The organism is Streptomyces sp. NRRL S-920, assembly GCF_000717945.1.
Classification (GTDB): Bacteria; Actinomycetota; Actinomycetes; order Streptomycetales; family Streptomycetaceae; genus Streptomyces; species Streptomyces alboniger.
The window spans coordinates 1-18,434 of the sequence record NZ_JODF01000083.1; the positions used below are offsets into that span (position 1 = coordinate 1).

Below are 18,434 nucleotides of genomic sequence, written 5' to 3' on the forward strand. Positions count from 1 at the left end.
CGTCTGCCCCGCGCCGAGATGTTGCCGTAGGGACCTCGCCCCCCCCGCCCCCGGACAGGCCTCCGAGGCCCCGATGCCGGCCGCCCGCTGACCCGCGTCCTGCGCGGCATAGGGTCGCGATCATGCCTGACATACCCCTGACCACGGTCGTCGTCCTCTGCCTCGCAGCTCTCGCGGCCGGCTGGATCGACGCCGTGGTCGGCGGCGGCGGACTGCTGCTGCTCCCCGCCCTGCTGCTCGGCCTGCCGGGCGGCACGCCGGCCGCGCACGCCCTCGGCACCAACAAGGCGGTGGCGATCGTCGGAACGACCGGCGCCGCGGTGACGTACGTACGGAAGACCCCCGTCGACGTGCCCACCGCCGTCCGGGTCGGCCTCGCCGCGCTCGCGGGGTCGATGGGCGGCGCCTTCTTCGCGGCGGGGATGAGCACCGACGTACTGAAGCCCGTGATCATGGTGGTGCTCGTCGCCGTCGGCGCCTTCGTGATCCTGCGGCCCGCCTTCGGCGCCGCGCCCCCCGCCGTGCCCGCCTCGCCGCGGCGGATCCTCGCCGCGATCGGGTTCGCGGGCCTCGGCATCGGCTTCTACGACGGTCTCATCGGCCCCGGCACGGGCACCTTCCTCGTGCTCGCCCTGACCGCCGTGCTCCACCTCGACCTGGTCGCCGCCTCGGCCACCGCCAAGATCGTCAACTGCTGCACCAACGCCGGCGCCCTCGCGATGTTCGCCTGGCAGGGCGCGGTCTTGTGGCAACTGGCCGCGCTGATGGCCGTCTTCAATCTCACCGGCGGGATGTTCGGCGCGCGCACGGCGCTGAAGAGGGGCAGCGGTTTCGTCCGGGTCGTGCTCCTGGTCACCGTCTTCGGGCTGGTGACCAAGATGGCGTACGAGCAGTGGGTGGCCTGACCCCGTGCGCGCCGCGGCTCAGCGCACCGCCGTCAGATGCGCGAAGACCACCACATTGCCCTGGTAGCCGGTCCGCTCCGAGTACTTCCCGCCGCAGGTGATCACCCGCAGCTCCGGGCGGGAGGCGGCGCCGTACACCTTCTCGTCGGGGAAGTCCTTCGCGTCGTACACCTCGTTCGCGTCGACCGTGAAGACGGCCACGCTGCCGTCCCTGCGCTCGACCTCGATCGTGCGGCCCTTGCGCAACGCGCCCAGCTCGTAGAAGACGGCCGGGCCCTCCTTGTTGTCGACGTGGCCCGCCACGATCGCGGTGCCCCGCTCGCCGGGCGTGGTGCCCGCCTCGTACCAGCCCGCGAGGTTCTTCCGCTCGGACGGCGGCACGTCGAGGCTGCCCTGCCGGGTCAGGCCGAGCCCCATCAGGGGCGCGTCGACCCCGATCGCCGGGATGCGCACCCGGTCGGGCGGCGACGGCGGCAGCGGTGCGGTGCCGGGGTCGGGGCGCGGGGCGCCGGGCCGGGTCGGCGCGGCCTGCGCGGAGGAGGGCTGCGGAGGCGGGTGCGCGGCGGTGCCGCTGCTCAGCAGCCAGGCACCGGTGCAGAGCGCCACGGCGGTGACGGTCGCTATGACGGCGTTGCCGGTCCTCTTGGAGCCTGTCTCGCGCATACGGCGTCCCCCTCGGGGTCGGTCGGGCCGGGGGTCCCTCGTCCCCCTCCCGGCCCACGAGGGGACACGGGCCGGGAGGGGGCGGGGGCGGCGGTACCGGTGGACAGCGGAGGGTGTCCGTCAGATCCTGTCGCCTCTCGCCCGGCGATGCAGGAGCCAGGTACCGCCCGCGGCGGCGACGGCCAGGGCCGCCACTCCCGCCGCGGTCTGCACGGGGTCGGGGCCGAGTGCGCCGCCGACCCCCGTCTTCACATGTCCCCGCGGATGCGGGCGCGGCTGTTCCGCGGCGGCCGCCGTGGAGGTGATGGTCACCACCAGATCGCCCGCGACCTGCTTGTTCCGCACCGCCGCGCCGCCGGAACCGGAGCACTTCGCGACGATCTCGTACGTGCCGGGCTGCGCGGAGGGCGGCACCTCGAACCGCCCGGCCACATCCTCGGGCCGCGCGCCCGGCGCCAGGGTGAACGTCCCGGCCCCGACCGCGCTCGCGTCACCGGTCGCGGTCCCTCCGGAGCCGCAGGCGGTGGTGCGCACGGTGACGGTGGAGCCGGGAGTGACGGTCGAGGGCTGGACCTCCAGGCCTCCGGCGGGCGCGGCGGAGGCAGGGGCGGGGGCGGCCAGGACGCCCGCCGCCGCTACGGCGAGCGCGGTACCGGACAGCAGGCGGGCGTTGCGCATGGTGCTTGTTCCTCCGAGGCCTTCGCGGGACACGGCCCGCGGCACCCCCAAGTGCCGCTGCGTCGGTCGGACCCCGCTCTACCGAGGTAAGTGGCACTCGGCAGCCCACGCCTCCTGATGAGCCATCAGAAAGCCGCCGAACGAGCGGCTTCCGGCTCCGGTGAGGTGAGCGTTCCAGCAGGTCACCGGCTTTTCGACGAGAAGACTCCGAAGAGCGGGCGCGGCGGCTGTGAATGGGTGACTCCGCCGCGCGGCGCGCTCGGATCAGGTCCCGGAGCACATGGTCAGACCGCGTCCCAGGGCACCGCCTCGTAGACCCCGGCCACGGTCGCCATCAGCTTCTCGTCGACGTCGTACGTCACGTCGTCGATGCGGCGCACCGGGCTGACCCCCCACGCGTTGGTGACGAAGGCCGCCGAGTACGACGGCAGGTCCGCGAGGGTGACGGGGGCGTGCGAGGTGGGCAGCCCGGCGGCCGGCAGCCGCGCCTCGATCAGCCGCATCGTGACCCCGGCCAGATGAGGCGCGTCGGGCCACACGACCCGCGTGCCGTCGAAGAAGGCGATGTTCGTGACGGCGCCCTCGCTGATCTCCCCGCCGGGACCGGTGAGCAGCGCGTCGTCGAAGCCGGCGGCCCGCGCCAGCTCACGGTGGCGGGCCTGGCCGAAGCCGCCCAGATGCTTGATGTGGGCGAAGGGCCGCTGGTAGGGCACGGACGTCAGCGCCTGCGCGCGCGCCGCCAGGCCGGTGGGCAGCTCGACGGGCTCCCGCACGGTGACCATGAGGGACGGCTCCCCGTCGGGCGCGTGGACGTATACGCGTACGGACGCGTCGTCGATGTCGTCCCGCAGGATGTGCCGGACCGCGCCGCGCACCCGCTCCCCGTCGAGGTCCCGCCCGAACAGCTCGCGCGTGGCCGCGTCGAGCCGGGCCAGATGGAGGTCGATGCCCCGCACCTTGCCGCCCCTGACCTGCATCGCGGTGAAGTGCCCCGTGGTGACGAGGGCCGGCCAGAGCAGGCTTCCCGCGGTGGCCGGCTGTCCGTCGATCTCGATTCGCTGCACCAGCTCCGTGGTTGTCATGCGGCCACGCTACGAGACCGCCCCCGCCCGGCCCCTCGGCGGGCACAGGCTGCCGGCGGCGCGCGGCTCCTCCGCCTCCACCAGGCGGCGCGCCCCGGGGCCGCGCTCGCCCAGCTCGTCCGACGGGTTGGTCAGCGCGCACGTGGCGAGCGAGAGGCAGCCGCAGCCGATGCAGTCGGTGAGGTTGTCGCGCAGCCGCCGCAGGGCGCGGAGCCGGGCGTCGAGGTCGGCCCGCCAGCACTCGGAGATCCGCGCCCAGTCCTCGCGGGTCGGCGTGCGGTCCTCGGGAAGCAGGCCGAGCACCTCGCGGATGGTGGCCAGCGGAATGCCGAGCCGCTGCGAGGTGCGGATGAAGGCGACCCTGCGCAGGGTGTCGCGGCTGTAGCGGCGCTGATTGCCCGCGGTGCGGCGGGATGTGATGAGCCCCTCGCGCTCGTAGAACCGCAGGGCGGAGGGGGAGACCCCGCTGCGCGCGGAGAGTTCCCCGACGGTGGCTTCCTTGGCGTCCGGTGCGAGATGCGCGCTCATGCCGTCAGATTAACGAGAGTTCCCGCTTGACCTGAACCAAGGTTTAACTACGAGGCTTGCCCCATGACTGAAACCACCTCTCCCCAGTCCGCCTCCGCCGCCCCCGCCCTCGACGGCGGTGACACGCCGCTGCGCGTCGCCGTCATCGTCGGCAGCAACCGCGAGGGCCGCTTCGGGCCGATCGTCGCCGAGTGGCTGCTCGCCCGGGTCCGCGAGCGCTCCGACTTCGTCGTCGACGTCGTCGATCTGGCCGAGTCCGACCTGCCGACCTCCCTCTCCTTCTCCCCGTCCGCCGCCGCCTCCGCCGAACTCGCCAAGGTCACACCCAAGTTGGCCGCGGCCGACGCGTTCATCGTCCTCACCCCCGAGTACAACCACTCCTACCCGGCGTCCCTGAAGGCCCTCATCGACTGGCACAAGGACGAATGGGAGGCCAAGCCCGTCGCCTTCGTCGCGTACGGCGGTCTCTCCGGCGGCCTGCGCGCCGTCGAGCACCTGCGCCCGGTCTTCGCGGAGCTGCACACCGTGACCATCCGCGACACCGTCTCCTTCCACAACGCGGGCGCCCTCTTCGACGACGAGGGAAACCACCGCGACCCATCGGCCGCCGACGCCGCCGCCAAGGGCATGCTCGACCAGCTGGCGTGGTGGGGCTGGGCGCTGCGCGGCGCCAAGTCCGTACGCCCGTACGGAAGTTGATGCCCCCCTGGCATCTATGCGCGCGGCAGGCCGACCACCGCCACCGCGCCGCCGTCCGCCGCGTTGGCCAGGTCCACGCTCGCGCCGATCACCTGGGCCTGGCCGAACGCGATGGTCAGGCCGAGGCCGGTGCCCTGGCCGCGTTCGCACGCGCCGGTTCTGAAGCGCCGCGGGCCGTCCTCCAGGAGGTGCTCGGGGAAGCCCGGGCCGTGGTCGCGGACCGTGACCTCGGTGCCCTCGACCCGCACCTCGACCGGTTCGCCGCCGTGCCTGCGGGCGTTGGCGACGAGGTTCGTCAGGATCCGTTCCAGCCGGCGCGCGTCCGTGCGTACGAACGTGTCGTACGCGGCGTCCGTCCCCCGCGCCGTGAAACCGGCCGCCGAGCCGCCCGCGCGCTCGGCGATCGTCTCGACGAGCGGCCCCAGCGGATGCACATCCAGGTCCGGCCGCTCCACCTCCGCGTCCAGGCGTGCCACCTCCAGCAGGTCCTCCGTGAGGGTGCGCAGCGCGTGCACGCGGTCGCGCACCAGCTCGGCGGGGCGGCAGGGCGGCAGCAGCTCGGCCGCCGTGTGCAGCCCGGTCAGCGGGGTGCGCAGCTCGTGCGCGACATCGGCGGTGAAGCGCTGCTCGGCCTCCAGGCGCCGCTGGAGGGACGCTGCCATCGTGTCGACGGCGGCCGCCAGTTCGGCCACCTCGTCCTTGCCGTGGTGCGCGCCCGGCGGCCGGGGGTGGTCGATGCGGGCGTCGAGGTCACCCCGGCTGATGCGGCGCGCGATCGCCGCGGCGGTGCGCAGTTCACGGCTGAGCCTGCTGGCCAGCCCCGCGCCGCCGAGCGCGGCCAGGCCGACGACCACGGCTCCCGAGATCATCAGACGCCGGTCGAACTCGGCGACTTCCCCGGCCTGTTCGCGCAGCGACGCGCGGACGGACAGGACGTGGGGCTCGCGGCCGCCGACCGGCCTCGCCGCCCAGACGCACGGATCGTCCGCCGCCATGTCGAGGTAGGTGGTCCGCCGCCCGGCCAGCGCGGCCCGCCGCAACGGCTCGGGCAGGTCCGGGGCGTCGAGCGCCGCGTCCATGTCGCTCCTGTCGACCTCTCCCGTCAGCTCGTACAACTGGCGTACGCGGACGAGTTGCGCGGTGGCGTTGGACCGGGCGCTACCGGCGACCTGGTCGAGCCGGGCGTGGTGGATGAGCAGCCCGATGGCGACGGCGACCACGGCACAGCCGCCCGCGAGCAGCGCGGCGATCTTCCAGCGGAGGCCGAGGGCGGTGAGGGCGGCGGGCTTCCGGCGCAGGCCGAGGCGGGGGAGTGCGGCGAGGGCGCGCTCGACTCCCTGCACGGCCCGGCGCGGCATCAGGGGCCTCCCGTCGGCGCCGTCTCGGAGGGGTGCGGGCCCGGTTCCGAAGGCTCCGAGGCACCCCCCGACTTCTTGTCGTCCTTGTGGTACTCCGTGACGTCGCTGATGGTGGACATCCGCGCGCCGTCCCAGTGGAAGCGCACCGCCTGCTCGCCGCCGTCCGAGCACGGAGTGCGGACCAGCAGGTCGGAGCCGATCGTCTCGACGCTCATCCGCCTGCCGGAGGTGAACAGCGCCGGGTAGACCTTGCCGCCGCGCTCGGTGTAGACGGCCAGCACGTTCCGCCCGCTCTCCGTGTCCGCGGCCACGAGCATCTCGGGCTTCTTGTCGCCGGTCAGGTCCATGAACCGGGGCGGCCGCAGCCCCGCCCGCCCCGGCCGGTCGATCAGCCCCCGGTCCGCCAGCGGCCTCATACGTGGATCGGCCCGCAGCACCGCGTGGACGTCCAGGGAGGCGAGCCCTCCGGAACCGACCTGCCGCAACCCCTTCAACGCCTGGGGCGGCGGCTGCCGTGTGGCGGCATCGGCGCCGGGCGCCCGCGACGACGTACCCGACCAGGCGGGCCAGACCGCCTCCGGGTGCGGCTGCGCGGAGACGGGCGGGACGGCCTCACCGGGGCCGAGGCCGCCCGGACCGGCGCACCCGGCGAGTACGGACGCCGCGAGCGCGGCGAGGAGAGCGGCGCCCAGCGTGAGCGGGCGGCGGAGCTTCGGATTCATGGCGTGACTGACTGACTCACTGGTGCGGCGGCCGGTGGGCTGGTGGTGGCCGGCCCAGGGACCGCGCTGGGGATTCGGCGGAGACCGGCCACCGCTGACGACCGTAGGAACCGTCCATCACAGAAAACGGGAGGTTATGTAACAACCACGACTACGACCGTAGAAACCGGGCGGTTCGGGACCTTGGTCCAGGGCGCTCGCCTCTGGCCACGGCTGTGCACAATCGGCGTATGGACGATGAACCGACGGCGCCTGCCGTACTGACCGTGCTGACCACGACCGACGCGGAACACAAGGCGCGTGACCTCGCGCGCGGGGCGGTCGGGGCGCGGCTCGCGGCCTGCGCGCAGATCACCGGACCCGTCACCTCCGTCTACCGCTGGGAAGGCGACATCGAGACCGCGCAGGAGTGGCAGGTGCTGCTCAAAACGACCGCCGCCCGCTACGCCGCCCTGGAGGCATGGCTCACCGACGCCCACGACTACGACACCCCGGAGATCATCGCGACGCCCGTGACCCGGGGGAGCGCGGCCTACCTGGAGTGGGTGGAGCGGGAGACCGCCGAGTGACCGAGCGGGCCGCGCCGAGGCTGCCCTTCTTCGTCTACGGCACCCTGCGCCCGGGCGAGCCGAACCACGCCGCCTACCTCCGCGGCCGGGTGACGGCGGAGGAACCGGCCCTGCTGCCGGGAGCCGTCCTGTACGAGGGCCCCGGCTACCCCTACGCCGTCGAGGCCCCGGAAGCCGGACCGGTACACGGCGAGCTGGTGACCGCGGCCCCCTTCGCCCACGACGGACTGCTCACCGCCCTCGACCTCCTGGAGGAGTACGCGCCGGGCGACCCCCGCAACCTCTACGAACGCGTGACCCGCGAGGTGACCCGCGCCGCCGACGGGACGGCCACGCGCGCCTGGGTCTACCTGGCGGCCCCCCGCACGGCCGCGCGCCTGCGCGCGTCGGGGACGCTGATCGGGGACGGCACCTGGTCGAGCCACCGCCTCGGCCGATAAGGCCTGATACGGCCGCAGCTGCTGATCCCCTCCTCACTCCGTTCCGCGCCTCCTAACTCCGTTCCGCACGTTCCAGCCGCACCGCGCACACCTTGAACTCCGGCATCCGCGACACGGGATCCAGCGCCGGATGCGTCAGGGAGTTGGCGCGGCCCTCGCCCGGCCAGTGGAACGGCATGAACACCGTGTCCGAGCGGATCGACGACGTGACCCGGGCCGGGGCCACCGCCCGGCCACGCCGCGAGACCACGGCGACCGCCTCGCCGTCGGCTATCCCGAGCCCCGCGGCCAGCCGCGGATGCAGCTCCACGAAAGGCCCCGGCGCCGCGGAGTTCAGCTCATCGACCCGCCGCGTCTGCGCCCCCGACTGGTACTGCGCGAGGACCCGCCCCGTGGTGAGCAACACGGGATACTCCGCGTCCGGCTCCTCGGCGGCGGCCCGGTGCACCACCGGGACGAACCGCGCCCGCCCGTCCTCCGTGGCGAACCCCTCCAGAAACAACCGGCGCGTCCCGGGATGCGGAACCACACCGACGCCGCCCGGAGCATGCGGGGTGCCCTGAGCCTGGCCGGTGTCCGGCGCCGGGGTGGTGTCCTGCGCCGGGGCGGGGCACGGCCAGAACACCCCCTCGCCCTCCCCCTCCCTCAGCCGCTCGTACGAGATGCCCGAGTAGTCCGCGGGGCCGCCCGCACTCGCCCGCCGCAGCTCCTCGAAGACCTCCTCGGGGTCCACGGGGAAACCCTTCCCATGGCCGAGCCGAGCCGCGAGCCCGTGCAGCACGTCCAGGTCGCTGCGGACCCCGGCGGGCGCGGACACCGCCCGGCGGCGCAGCAGTACCCGCCCCTCCAGATTCGTCACCGTCCCCGTCTCCTCGGCCCACTGCGTCACCGGAAGCACCACGTCCGCCAACTCGGCCGTCTCCGACAGCACCACGTCCGCCACCGCGAGGAAGTCCAGCGACCGCAGCCGCTCCTCCACATGCGCGGCCCGCGGCGCCGACACCACCGGGTTGGACCCCATCAGGAGCAGCGTCTTGACGTCCCCGCCGAGCGCGTCGAGCAGTTCGTACGCCGACCTGCCGGGCCCCGGCAGCGCATCGGGGTCCACGCCCCAGACCTCCGCCACGTGCGCCCGGGCAGCGGGGTCCGTCAGCTTGCGGTACCCGGGCAACTGGTCCGCCTTCTGCCCGTGCTCGCGCCCGCCCTGGCCGTTGCCCTGCCCGGTCAGACAGCCGTACCCGGACAGCGGCCGCCCGGCCCGGCCCGTGGCGAGGCAGAGATTGATCCACGCCCCGACGGTGTCCGTGCCCTTGGACTGCTGCTCGGGCCCGCGCGCGGTGAGCACCATCGAGGCCTCGGCGTCGCAGAACATACGCACCGCGTCGCGCAGTTGGGGCACGGGCACGCCGGTGATCCGCTCGACGTGCTCGGGCCAGTGCGCCATCGCCGCCGCCCGCGCCCCCTCCCATCCGCTGGTCCGCTCCTCGATGAACGCCTCGTCCGTGCGGCCCTCGGCCACCACCAGGTGCAGCAGCCCGAGCGCCAGGGCGAGGTCCGTGCCGGGGCGCGGCGCCAGATGCAGATCGGCCTGCTCGGCGGTGCGCGTCCGGCGCGGGTCCACGACGATCAGCGTGCCGCCGTTCTCCCGCAGCTCCGTGAGGTACCGCAGGGCGGGCGGCATCGTCTCGGCGAGGTTCGACCCGACGAGGATCACGCAACCGGTGCGCGGGATGTCCTCCAGCGGGAACGGCAGCCCCCGGTCGAGCCCGAACGCCCGCTGCCCGGCGGCCGCCGCCGACGACATGCAGAACCGTCCGTTGTAGTCGATCTGCGACGTACCGAGCACCACCCGCGCGAACTTGCCCAGCGCGTACGCCTTCTCGTTGGTCAGCCCGCCGCCGCCGAACACCCCGCACGCGTCCGCACCGTGTTCCTCGCGCGCACGGGACAGCTCTGCGGCGATCCGGTCGAGGGCCTCCTCCCAGGAGGCCGGTACGAGCTTGCCCGTGGCGTGGGATCGGACGAGGGGCTCGGTCAGGCGTACCCGGGAGGAGAGCAGAGCGGGCGCCGTGCGTCCCTTTCCGCACAGGGCGCCCTTGTTCACGGGGAAGGACGCGCGCTCCACGACCTCCACACCACCACCGGTGCCCGCCGTCAGCCCCATCCCGCACTGCAACGCGCAGTACGGGCAGTGGGTCGCCGTCACCGCCGTGGCCGCGGGGGTCGCGGTGGTCGCCGGTGTCGCGGGTGTCGCCGTGGAGTGCATGCCGCCCAGCGTCCGCCGTTCTTGTTACGTGCCCCGACACGCTCGCGTTACGCACGCGGTAAGCCGATCTCAGCCACGCCCGCGCCCCTCTGTGAGGTGCGGGACGCAAGCCGCCGTCCGGGCGTGGACGCCGAAGGACCCAGTACCGCGTACCGCCGCTCGCACCCCGCCGCCCTCCAGGCCGCCCAGGGCCTACCGTCGCGACGCCAGCGCCTGCTCCACGCCCGGCTCCCGCGGCCCGAGGAACCGCGGATCGGGCCGGAACACAGCGTCCAGCGCCGCCTTGCCCGCCGCGAACACCTCCCGGGCGCCGCCGTAGTACCAGGTCGCGTCGTGCACGGCGTCCACCCCGACGCCGTACGACGAGACGCCCGCCGCGTCGCACAGCGCGACCGCCCTGCGTATGTGGAAGCCCTGGCTGATCAGCACCGCCCGGTCCACGCCGAAGATCTTCTTGGCGCGGACGCAGGAGTCCCAGGTGTCGAACCCGGCGTAGTCGCTCACGATCCGGCGGTCCGGCACCCCGTGCTTCTTCAGATAGGCGCGCATCGCGTCCGGTTCGTCATAGTCCTCGCGGCTGTTGTCCCCCGTCACGAGCACGACCTCTATCCGGCCCGCGCGGTACAGCTCGGCCGCCGCGTCCAGCCGGTGCGCGAGATAGGGCGAGGGCCCGCCCTCCCACAGCCCGGCGCCGAAGACCATCGCGACCCGGGCGCGCGGCGCGTCCGCGAGCGAACCGGTCCTGCCGTCCGTCGTCACGAAGAGCCAGGTCGCTGGCAGCAGCGCGAGCACGCAGAGCGCCATCGCGCCCTGGACGGCCCTGCGCCGCCCCTTCCGCGTACGCGGAAGCCGCAGCCATCCCGGCCTTCGCGGGCGCCGCGACCCCGCCAAACGCTCCCGATACGCCACCAGGTGCTCCCGGCACGCCACCAGGCGCTCCCGACACACCGCCGCCAGGCCCCGCAGCTCCGCCCACCCCGTCACATCCGTCCGGCCCGTATCCGTCCGGCCAGAATCCGCCCGGCCAGAATCCGCCCGGCCCGCATCCATCCGGTCCATGCGTCCCACCCCCGCGCCCCACCGGATCTCCCCCGATCCGATCACTGCCACCACCGTAAGTGACCCCACCGCCACCGAGCAGGCCCCACAACCCGGAAGCGACCCTGAAACTCCCCTGACCCCACCCCTTACACACGGCCCCGGAACCACGGCCCTGACCGACCCCCGCCCACCTCCGTGAGGCCGCCGAAAACAGTCGTCACGGCCATGCAACGCCCCCGCAACCTGCCCCGGCCATCCTCAGTTCATGACGCCGGACCACATCACCAGTCAGCTCGGCAGCCGGCCCAGCCTCGTACCGCTCCACGGCAACCGCCGCCCCGACCCCAGCCCCGCCCCCCACCCACACCCCACGCTCGTCCTCGTCCCCCACGGCAGCCGCGACCCCCGCGCCCTCGCCACCGTCACGGCGCTCGCCGACCGGATCCGTGAGCAGCGGCCCGGCCTCGCCGTCCGGCTCGGTCACATAGAGCTGAACCAGCCACTGCTCACCGATGCCCTCGCCGCGCAGCGAGGCGGCGGCGCCGTGCTCGTCCCCCTGCTCCTGAGCCGCGGCCAGCACGTCAAGCGCGACATCCCCGCGGCCGCCGCCGACGCGCCCCACCTGGAGACCCGCGTGGCCGCCCCGCTCGGCCCGCACCCGCTGCTCGCCGAGGCCCTGCACACCCGGCTCGTCCAGGCGGGCTGGCCCGTGCGGCGCCTGGGCGCCGCCGCCCGCCGCCGGCACGCGGTCGTCCTCGCCGCCGCCGGCTCCCGCGACCCGGAGTCGGCCCTCGGCACCGAGGCCGCGGCCGCTTTGCTCGCCGACCGCCTCGGCGTCCCCGTCGTCCCCGCCTACGCCGCCCCCACCCCGGCCTGCGCCCGCACCGTGCCCGAAGCGCTCGAAGCCCTGGCCGCCGAGGGCAGGAGCCGCGTCGCCGTCGCCGCGTACTTCACCGCCCCGGGCCGCTTCGCCACCCAGAGCGCCGCCGCCGCGCCCTGGATCGCCGCGGCCCCGCTCGGCGCCCACCCGGCGCTCGCCCGCCTCGTCCTGCACCGCTACGACCAGGCCCGCACCGCCCCGCCGGTGGCCGAACAGCGCCGCCTGACCGCGGTCTGACGAGGGGCCAGAACCCCCTTTGTCACTGCTTGCGTCTACTGTCGGTGCATGGAAGGCACAGCACCGAACGGCACAGCACCGAACGGCACGGCACCGAACGGCACGGCACCGCACGCGCGATACGAGGCCTACGAGAGCTACGACGAAGCCGCCGTCGAGCGATGGGCCGCCGAGCCCGACAAGAGGCCGGGGCGTACGGCCTTCCAGCGCGACCGCGCGCGCGTGCTGCACTCCGCCGCGCTGCGCCGCCTCGCCGGAAAGACCCAGGTCGTCACGCCCGGCACCCGCAGCCAAGCCTGGGACGCCAGCGCCCGCACCCGGCTGACGCACTCCCTGGAGTGCGCCCAGGTGGGCCGCGAGCTGGGCGCGGCCCTCGGCTGCGACCCCGACCTGGTGGAGACCGCCTGCCTCTCCCACGACCTCGGCCACCCGCCCTTCGGGCACAACGGCGAGCAGGCGTTGAACGAAGTGGCGGCGGACTGCGGCGGCTTCGAGGGCAACGCCCAGTCGCTGCGCCTGCTCACCCGCATCGAGCCCAAGCGCTTCGTGCGCTCCGAGGCCACCGGCGACCTGGTCAGCGTCGGCCTCAACCTCACCCGCGCCGCCCTGGACGCCGCCACCAAGTACCCCTGGCAGCGCGGCGCCCACCCCACCGACCCGCACTCCTCCAAGTTCGGGGTCTACGAGGACGACCGGCCGGTGTTCGACTGGGTCCGCAAGGAGGCCCCGGGGCAGCGCATCTGCTTCGAGGCGCAGGTCATGGACTGGTCGGACGATGTCGCCTACTCGGTCCACGACTTCGAGGACGGCCTGCACGCGGGCCACATCGATCCGAACGCCCTGCACGCCGAGCCCGAGCGGCAGGACATCTACGCCGTGGCCCTCGGACGCTACGTACCCGAGGACACCGACCCCGAAGAGCTGGCCCAAGCCCTCGACCGCCTCCTCGACCAGGAGTGGTGGCCGCACGGGTACGACGGATCGGCCGTCGCGCAGGCCCGGTTGAAGGACGCCACCAGCCAGCTCATCGGCCGCTTCTGTCTCGCCGCGGAGAGCGCCACGCGCGTGCGGCACGGCACGGGGCCCCTCACGCGGTACGCCGCCGAACTCGTCGTGCCCCGCGAGGCGCGGCACGAGTGCGCGGTGCTCAAGGCCGTCGCCGACCGCTATGTGATGCAGCGCCCCGCGCAGGAGCGGCTCCGCGCGGACCAGCGGATCGTGGTCGCCGAACTCGCCGAGGCGCTCATGACGCGCGCCCCCGACGGCCTCGACCCGCAGTTCCGCGCCCTGTACGACACGGCGGACGACGACCGCGCGGCCCAGCGCGTGGTGATCGACCAGATCGCGTCCCTCACGGACGCGGCCGCCCGTGCCCTGCACACGCGACTGACGGCGAGACGATAGGGAAGCAGCGGTACGTGACCATGGAGTGACCACAGGGCGTGACGGAAAGTGGCCGGATGGAGCCACGCCCCCTTCCCCCCTCACGCTCCGTGCGGGACGCTCCCTGTGGCGGCAAGCCTGTGTTCTTCCGGGGGCCACCCCCGGTCCCCCGGCAAGGAGGCATCAAGTGGTCGACGCGCATCAGACGTTCGTCATTGTGGGAGGAGGTCTCGCCGGTGCCAAGGCGGCCGAGACCCTCCGTTCCGAGGGCTTCACCGGCCGGGTGATCCTCGTGGGTGACGAGCGTGACCACCCCTACGAGCGCCCGCCCCTGTCCAAGGGCTACCTCCTGGGCAAGGAGGAGCGCGACAGCGTCTTCGTCCACGAACCGGGGTGGTACGCGCAGGCCGACGTGGAACTGCACCTCGGCCAGCCCGTCGTCGCCATCGACCGCGAGGCCAAGAGCGTGCGCCTCGGCGACGGCGCGGTCGTCCACTACGACAAGCTGCTGCTCGCCACCGGAGCCGAACCGCGCCGCCTCGACGTCCCGGGCACCGGCCTCGCGGGCGTGCACCACCTGCGCCGCCTGGCCCACGCCGACCGCCTCCGGCAGGTCCTGACGGCACTCGGCAGGGACAACGGCCATCTGGTGATCGCGGGCGCGGGCTGGATCGGCCTGGAGATCGCCGCGGCCGCCAGGGAGTACGGCGCGGAGGTCACCGTCGTCGAGCGCGAGCCGACGCCGCTGCACGCCGTCCTCGGCCCCGAGATCGGTCAGATGTTCGCCGACCTGCACGCCGAGCACGGTGTGCGGTTCCACTTCGGCGCGTCCCTCACGGAGATCATCGGCCAGGACGGCATGGTCCTCGCCGTCCACACCGACGACGGCGAGGAGCACCCGGCGCACGACGTGCTCGCCGCGATCGGCGCCGCCCCGCGCACGGCGCTCGCCGAGGCGGCGGGCCTCGACCTGGTCGAGCGGGCGCACGGCGGCGGCATCGTCGTCGACACCTCCCTGCGGACCTCGGACCCCGACATCTTCGCCGCGGGCGACGTGGCCGCACTCCACCACCCGCTCTTCGACACCAGGCTGCGCGTCGAACACTGGGCCAACGCCCTGAACGGCGGCCCGGCGGCGGCCCGCGCCATGCTCGGCCACGACGTCCGCTACGACCGCGTGCCCTACTTCTTCTCCGACCAGTACGACGTGGGCCTGGAGTACTCGGGCTGGGCGCCCCCGGGCTCGTACGACCAGGTGGTGGCCCGCGGTGATGTGGGCAAGCGGGAGTTCATCGCGTTCTGGCTGAGCGAGGGGCGCGTCCTCGCGGGCATGAACGTGAATGTGTGGGACGTCACGGAGACCGTGCAGGAGCTGATCCGCACGGGCGCGCGGCCGGACGTCGAGCGCCTCGCGGACCCGTCCGTCCCCCTGGAGTCACTGCTGGCGTGAGAGCCGGGCGGCGGTCCGGGTGGTGGCCCGGCTGGTGGTCGGGGCGGGAGTGTCACAGGCGAGCCGTAGTATTCGTACGTGGCAGGCAGGATCAATGACGAGGACGTGAAGGCGGTTCGGGACGCGGTCCCGATCGACGCCGTGGTCTCCGACTACCTCCAGCTGCGCAGCGCCGGGGGTGGAAACCTCAAGGGCCTGTGCCCCTTCCACGACGAGAAGTCCCCGTCCTTCCAGGTCAGCCCGAGCAAGGGTCTCTTCCACTGCTTCGGCTGCCAGGAAGGCGGCGACACGATCGCCTTCGTGATGAAGATCGACCACCTCACCTTCTCGGAGACGGTCGAGCGCCTCGCCGCCAAGGCCGGCATCACCCTTCGGTACGAAGAGGGCGGGTACAACCCCAGCCACCAGCGCGGCGAGCGCATCCGCCTGGTCGAGGCCCACCAGGCCGCCGCCCAGTTCTACGTGGACCAGCTGGAGAGCCCCGAGGCCGAGATCGGCCGCAAGTTCCTCGCCGAGCGCGGCTTCGACCAGGCCGCCGCCGCGCACTTCGGCGTGGGCTACAGCCCCGCGGGCTGGGACCACCTCACCCGCTATCTGCGCGGCAAGGGCTTCACCGACAAGGAGCTGACCCTCTCCGGCCTCTCCCAGGAGGGCCGCCGCGGGCCCATCGACCGCTTCCGCGGCCGACTGATGTGGCCGATCCGCGACATCGGCGGCGAGGTCGTCGGCTTCGGCGCCCGCAAGCTGCGCGACGACGACAACGGCCCGAAGTACCTGAACACCCCCGAGACCCCGATCTACAAGAAGGGCCAGGTGCTGTACGGCGTCGACCTGGCCAAGAAGGAGATCGCCAAGACCTCCCGCGCGGTCGTCGTCGAGGGCTACACGGACGTCATGGCCTGCCACCTCGCCGGCGTCACCACCGCCATCGCGACCTGCGGCACGGCTTTCGGCGGCGACCACATCAAGATCCTGCGCCGCCTCCTGATGGACAACGGCTCGGCGCGGGTGATCTTCACCTTCGACGGTGACGCGGCGGGCCAGAAGGCCGCCCTGCGCGCCTTCGAGGACGACCAGAAGTTCGCCGCCGAGACGTACATCGCCATCGCCCCCGAGGGCATGGACCCCTGCGAGCTGCGCCTGGCCAAGGGCGACGACGCGGTCGCCGACCTCGTGCAGCCCCGCACACCGCTCTTCGAGTTCGCGCTGCGCCAGATCGTCTCGCGGTACGACCTGGAGACCCCCGCGGGCCGCGCCGCCGCCCTGGACGAGGCGGCGCCCGTCGTGGCCCGCATCAAGAACAGCGGCGCGCAGCACGAGGTGGCCGTCCAGCTCGCGGGCATGCTCGGCATCCTCGACACCCAGTTCGTGGTCAAGCGCGTGGCGCAGCTGGCCCGTTGGGCCCGCGACCGCGGCGGCAGGGGCCCCGCGCAGCCGCAGGGCAGGCCCCAGCAGACGTACGCGCAAGGCCCCCCGCCGCCCAGCGGCCCCGCGCTCACCCTGCGCAGCCCCGCCCACCGCACCGAGCGCGAGCTGCTCAAACTGGCCTTGCAGCGCCCGGAGTTGGTCTCCCCGGCCTTCGACGCGTACGGAGTGGACGAGTTCACCGCTCCGCCCTACGCCGCCGTGCGCCGCTGCGTCGAGGAGGCGGGCGGCGCCGAGGCGGGCATCGCCGAGCCGCAGGCCTACCTCGCGCGCGTGCTCGACGCGGCCCCCGACGACACGGTGCGCCGCATGGTCACCGAGCTGGCCGTCGAGGCGATCCTGCGCAAGACCGTCGACGAGGTGTACGCGGGCGTGCAGCTCGTCCAGGTCCGGCTGCGCGCCGTCGACCGCCGCATCCGTGACGTCCAGGGCAGCCTCGCCCGGCTGGGCGCGGGCGGTGACCCTCAGCAACTGGCCGCGGTGCAGAACGAGTTGTGGGTCCTCCCTCGAGCAGGGGGCGCCCCCATCGCGTTGCCGCCCTCCTCCGCCTTGCATCTCGACGCACCAGACCCCGCTCACCAGCGCAGAAAGGTCACCGCCACCCGAGCACGGCCTGATCCGCCGGACAGGCCCTAGAGGCGCGGCTTACTCGTTGTGTAACCACGCGGTCACGGACCGGACTCAAAAAGTCACCGCACGCCCCTCGTGGCGGCCGTGTGTCGTACCCCACACTGGGTTGCGGTGCCTGAGTCCTCGGAGCGCGGCCGGCCCGCAGACAGCGGGCCCGACACCCCCGACGTTCCACCCATCGTGTCCGGGACGGACAGCGGCGAGGCCGTCGTCCCTCTCCCGTTGCCGCACGCCTCAGCAGCGATCACCCTGGAGGTCGCCCCCGTGCAGACCCAGACCCTCACCCAGACCGACACCGGCGCGCGCCCCGAAGCGGAAGCGGAAACGGACGTCCTGGAGGCGGTCCCCCCGCAGAGCCGTGCCACCCGGCACCCGGAGACCATCGAAGCCGAGGAGCCCGCCCTCGCCGAGGAGCCCGGCCCCTCCGAGCCCCCCGAACCGGAAGCCCCAGAACCGGAAGCGCCCGAACCGGAAGCCCTCGAACCGGAGACCCTCGACCTCCCGGCCCCCCGCAGCCGCGCCGACACCGGCGGCCCGTCCTCCGACCTGTTCCGCCAGTACCTGCGCGAGATCGGGCGGATCCCCCTGCTCACCGCGGCGGAGGAGGTGGAGCTGGCCCGCGGCGTGGAAGCGGGCCTCTTCGCCGAGGAGAAGCTGGGCACCCCCGACCTGGACTCCCAACTCGCCCTGGACCTCGACAAGCTGGTCGTCATGGGCCGGATGGCCAAGCGCCGCCTCATCGAGGCCAACCTCCGCCTGGTCGTCTCCGTGGCCAAGCGCTATGTGGGCCGCGGGCTCACCATGCTCGACCTCGTCCAGGAGGGGAACCTCGGCCTGATCAGGGCGGTCGAGAAGTTCGACTACGCCCGGGGCTACAAGTTCTCGACGTACGCGACCTGGTGGATCCGCCAGGCCATGTCCCGCGCCCTCGCGGACCAGGCCCGCACGATCCGCGTACCCGTGCACGTCGTGGAGCTGATCAACCGCGTCGTCCGCGTCCAGCGCCGCATGCTCCAGGAGCGCGGATACGAACCCACGCCCGAGGAAGTCGCCGCCCAGCTGGACCTCGCCCCCGAGCGCGTCAGCGAAGTGCTGCGCCTGGCGCAGGAACCGGTCTCGCTGCACGCCCCGGTCGGCGAGGAGGACGACGTCGCGCTCGGCGACCTCATCGAGGACGGCGACGCGGCCTCACCCGTGGAGTCGGCCGCGTTCCTGCTGCTTCGCGAGCACCTGGAAGCCGTCCTGTCCACACTCGGCGAACGCGAACGCAAGGTCGTACAACTGCGCTACGGCCTGGCGGACGGGCGCCCCCGCACCCTGGAGGAGATAGGGCGCATCTTCGGGGTCACCCGCGAACGCATCCGCCAGATCGAGTCCAAGACCCTCAACAAACTCCGCGACCACGCGTTCGCGGACCAGCTGAGGGGCTATCTGGACTGAAGCGCCCCGAAGGGGCGCGGGGAACTGCGCGCCCAGCC

General features: G+C 73.6%; 17 protein-coding genes. 9 read left to right on the plus strand and 8 right to left on the minus strand.

Annotation, left to right across the window (positions count from 1 at the left end; genetic code table 11):
* Positions 1-122 precede the first annotated feature (122 nt).
* Positions 123-905: a sulfite exporter TauE/SafE family protein gene (locus IG54_RS0134220; protein ID WP_030793977.1), complete on the plus strand. Its 783-nt coding sequence runs from the start codon at positions 123-125 to the stop codon at positions 903-905.
* 18 nt (positions 906-923) lie between these two features.
* Here the strand turns inward: IG54_RS0134220 and IG54_RS0134225 are convergent, their stop codons facing one another.
* From IG54_RS0134225 to soxR, 4 genes are all read right to left on the minus strand, one after another.
* Complete coding sequence (locus tag IG54_RS0134225; RefSeq protein ID WP_030793980.1) at positions 924-1,568, minus strand: class F sortase; 645 nt, start codon at positions 1,566-1,568, stop codon at positions 924-926.
* A gap of 120 nt (positions 1,569-1,688) precedes the next feature.
* Positions 1,689-2,246: a hypothetical protein gene (locus IG54_RS0134230; protein WP_030793983.1), complete on the minus strand. Its 558-nt coding sequence runs from the start codon at positions 2,244-2,246 to the stop codon at positions 1,689-1,691.
* Between the two features lie 284 nt (positions 2,247-2,530).
* On the minus strand, positions 2,531-3,328 hold the full coding sequence (locus IG54_RS0134235; protein WP_030793986.1) for an aminotransferase class IV: 798 nt from the start codon (positions 3,326-3,328) through the stop codon (positions 2,531-2,533).
* A gap of 9 nt (positions 3,329-3,337) precedes the next feature.
* A complete protein-coding gene (soxR, locus tag IG54_RS0134240; protein WP_030793989.1) occupies positions 3,338-3,856 on the minus strand; it encodes a redox-sensitive transcriptional activator SoxR in 519 nt (172 codons plus the stop codon).
* Positions 3,857-3,919: 63 nt separating this feature from the next.
* On the opposite strand from soxR, the gene IG54_RS0134245 reads away from it, so the two are divergent.
* Positions 3,920-4,555, plus strand: coding sequence for an NADPH-dependent FMN reductase (locus IG54_RS0134245; protein ID WP_030793993.1), 636 nt, complete (start codon positions 3,920-3,922; stop codon positions 4,553-4,555).
* Positions 4,556-4,569: 14 nt separating this feature from the next.
* Here IG54_RS0134245 and IG54_RS0134250 read toward each other — a convergent pair whose 3' ends face one another.
* Both IG54_RS0134250 and IG54_RS0134255 read right to left on the minus strand, forming a co-directional pair.
* The gene (locus IG54_RS0134250; RefSeq protein WP_063756299.1) at positions 4,570-5,913 is read right to left on the minus strand and encodes an ATP-binding protein; all 1,344 of its coding nucleotides are present in this window, start codon (positions 5,911-5,913) and stop codon (positions 4,570-4,572) included.
* Entirely contained in the window at positions 5,913-6,635 is a 723-nt protein-coding gene (locus IG54_RS0134255) for a hypothetical protein (protein WP_030793999.1), read from the minus strand. The genes IG54_RS0134250 and IG54_RS0134255 overlap by 1 nt, the downstream gene beginning before the upstream one ends.
* Before the next feature lie 230 nt (positions 6,636-6,865).
* On the opposite strand from IG54_RS0134255, the gene cutA reads away from it, so the two are divergent.
* Positions 6,866-7,204, plus strand: a complete 339-nt coding sequence (gene cutA / locus IG54_RS0134260) for a divalent-cation tolerance protein CutA (RefSeq protein ID WP_030794010.1) — start codon at positions 6,866-6,868, stop codon at positions 7,202-7,204.
* On the plus strand, positions 7,201-7,644 hold the full coding sequence (locus IG54_RS0134265) for a gamma-glutamylcyclotransferase family protein (RefSeq protein ID WP_030794013.1): 444 nt from the start codon (positions 7,201-7,203) through the stop codon (positions 7,642-7,644). Before cutA ends, IG54_RS0134265 begins: the two co-directional genes overlap by 4 nt.
* Before the next feature lie 52 nt (positions 7,645-7,696).
* On the opposite strand, the gene IG54_RS0134270 is transcribed toward IG54_RS0134265, so the two are convergent.
* Both IG54_RS0134270 and IG54_RS0134275 read right to left on the minus strand, forming a co-directional pair.
* On the minus strand, positions 7,697-9,910 hold the full coding sequence (locus IG54_RS0134270) for a molybdopterin oxidoreductase family protein (protein WP_051820331.1): 2,214 nt from the start codon (positions 9,908-9,910) through the stop codon (positions 7,697-7,699).
* Between the two features lie 192 nt (positions 9,911-10,102).
* Positions 10,103-10,819 (minus strand): SanA/YdcF family protein, encoded by a 717-nt coding sequence (locus IG54_RS0134275; protein WP_234336452.1) that lies wholly within the window; start codon positions 10,817-10,819, stop codon positions 10,103-10,105.
* Between the two features lie 397 nt (positions 10,820-11,216).
* On the opposite strand from IG54_RS0134275, the gene IG54_RS38585 reads away from it, so the two are divergent.
* The 5 genes from IG54_RS38585 to IG54_RS0134305 all read left to right on the plus strand — a co-directional run bounded on the left by IG54_RS38585 (position 11,217) and on the right by IG54_RS0134305 (position 18,396).
* Positions 11,217-12,068 carry a sirohydrochlorin chelatase gene (locus IG54_RS38585; protein WP_078594851.1) on the plus strand — a complete coding sequence of 284 codons (852 nt, stop codon included), beginning with the start codon at positions 11,217-11,219 and terminating at the stop codon, positions 12,066-12,068.
* Between the two features lie 48 nt (positions 12,069-12,116).
* Positions 12,117-13,472, plus strand: coding sequence for a deoxyguanosinetriphosphate triphosphohydrolase (locus IG54_RS0134290; RefSeq protein ID WP_051820332.1), 1,356 nt, complete (start codon positions 12,117-12,119; stop codon positions 13,470-13,472).
* Between the two features lie 166 nt (positions 13,473-13,638).
* On the plus strand, positions 13,639-14,901 hold the full coding sequence (locus tag IG54_RS0134295) for an NAD(P)/FAD-dependent oxidoreductase (protein WP_030794028.1): 1,263 nt from the start codon (positions 13,639-13,641) through the stop codon (positions 14,899-14,901).
* 78 nt (positions 14,902-14,979) lie between these two features.
* A complete protein-coding gene (dnaG, locus tag IG54_RS0134300) occupies positions 14,980-16,962 on the plus strand; it encodes a DNA primase (RefSeq protein WP_078594853.1) in 1,983 nt (660 codons plus the stop codon).
* Between the two features lie 105 nt (positions 16,963-17,067).
* Positions 17,068-18,396: an RNA polymerase sigma factor gene (locus tag IG54_RS0134305; protein WP_030794033.1), complete on the plus strand. Its 1,329-nt coding sequence runs from the start codon at positions 17,068-17,070 to the stop codon at positions 18,394-18,396.
* Positions 18,397-18,434 lie beyond the last annotated feature (38 nt).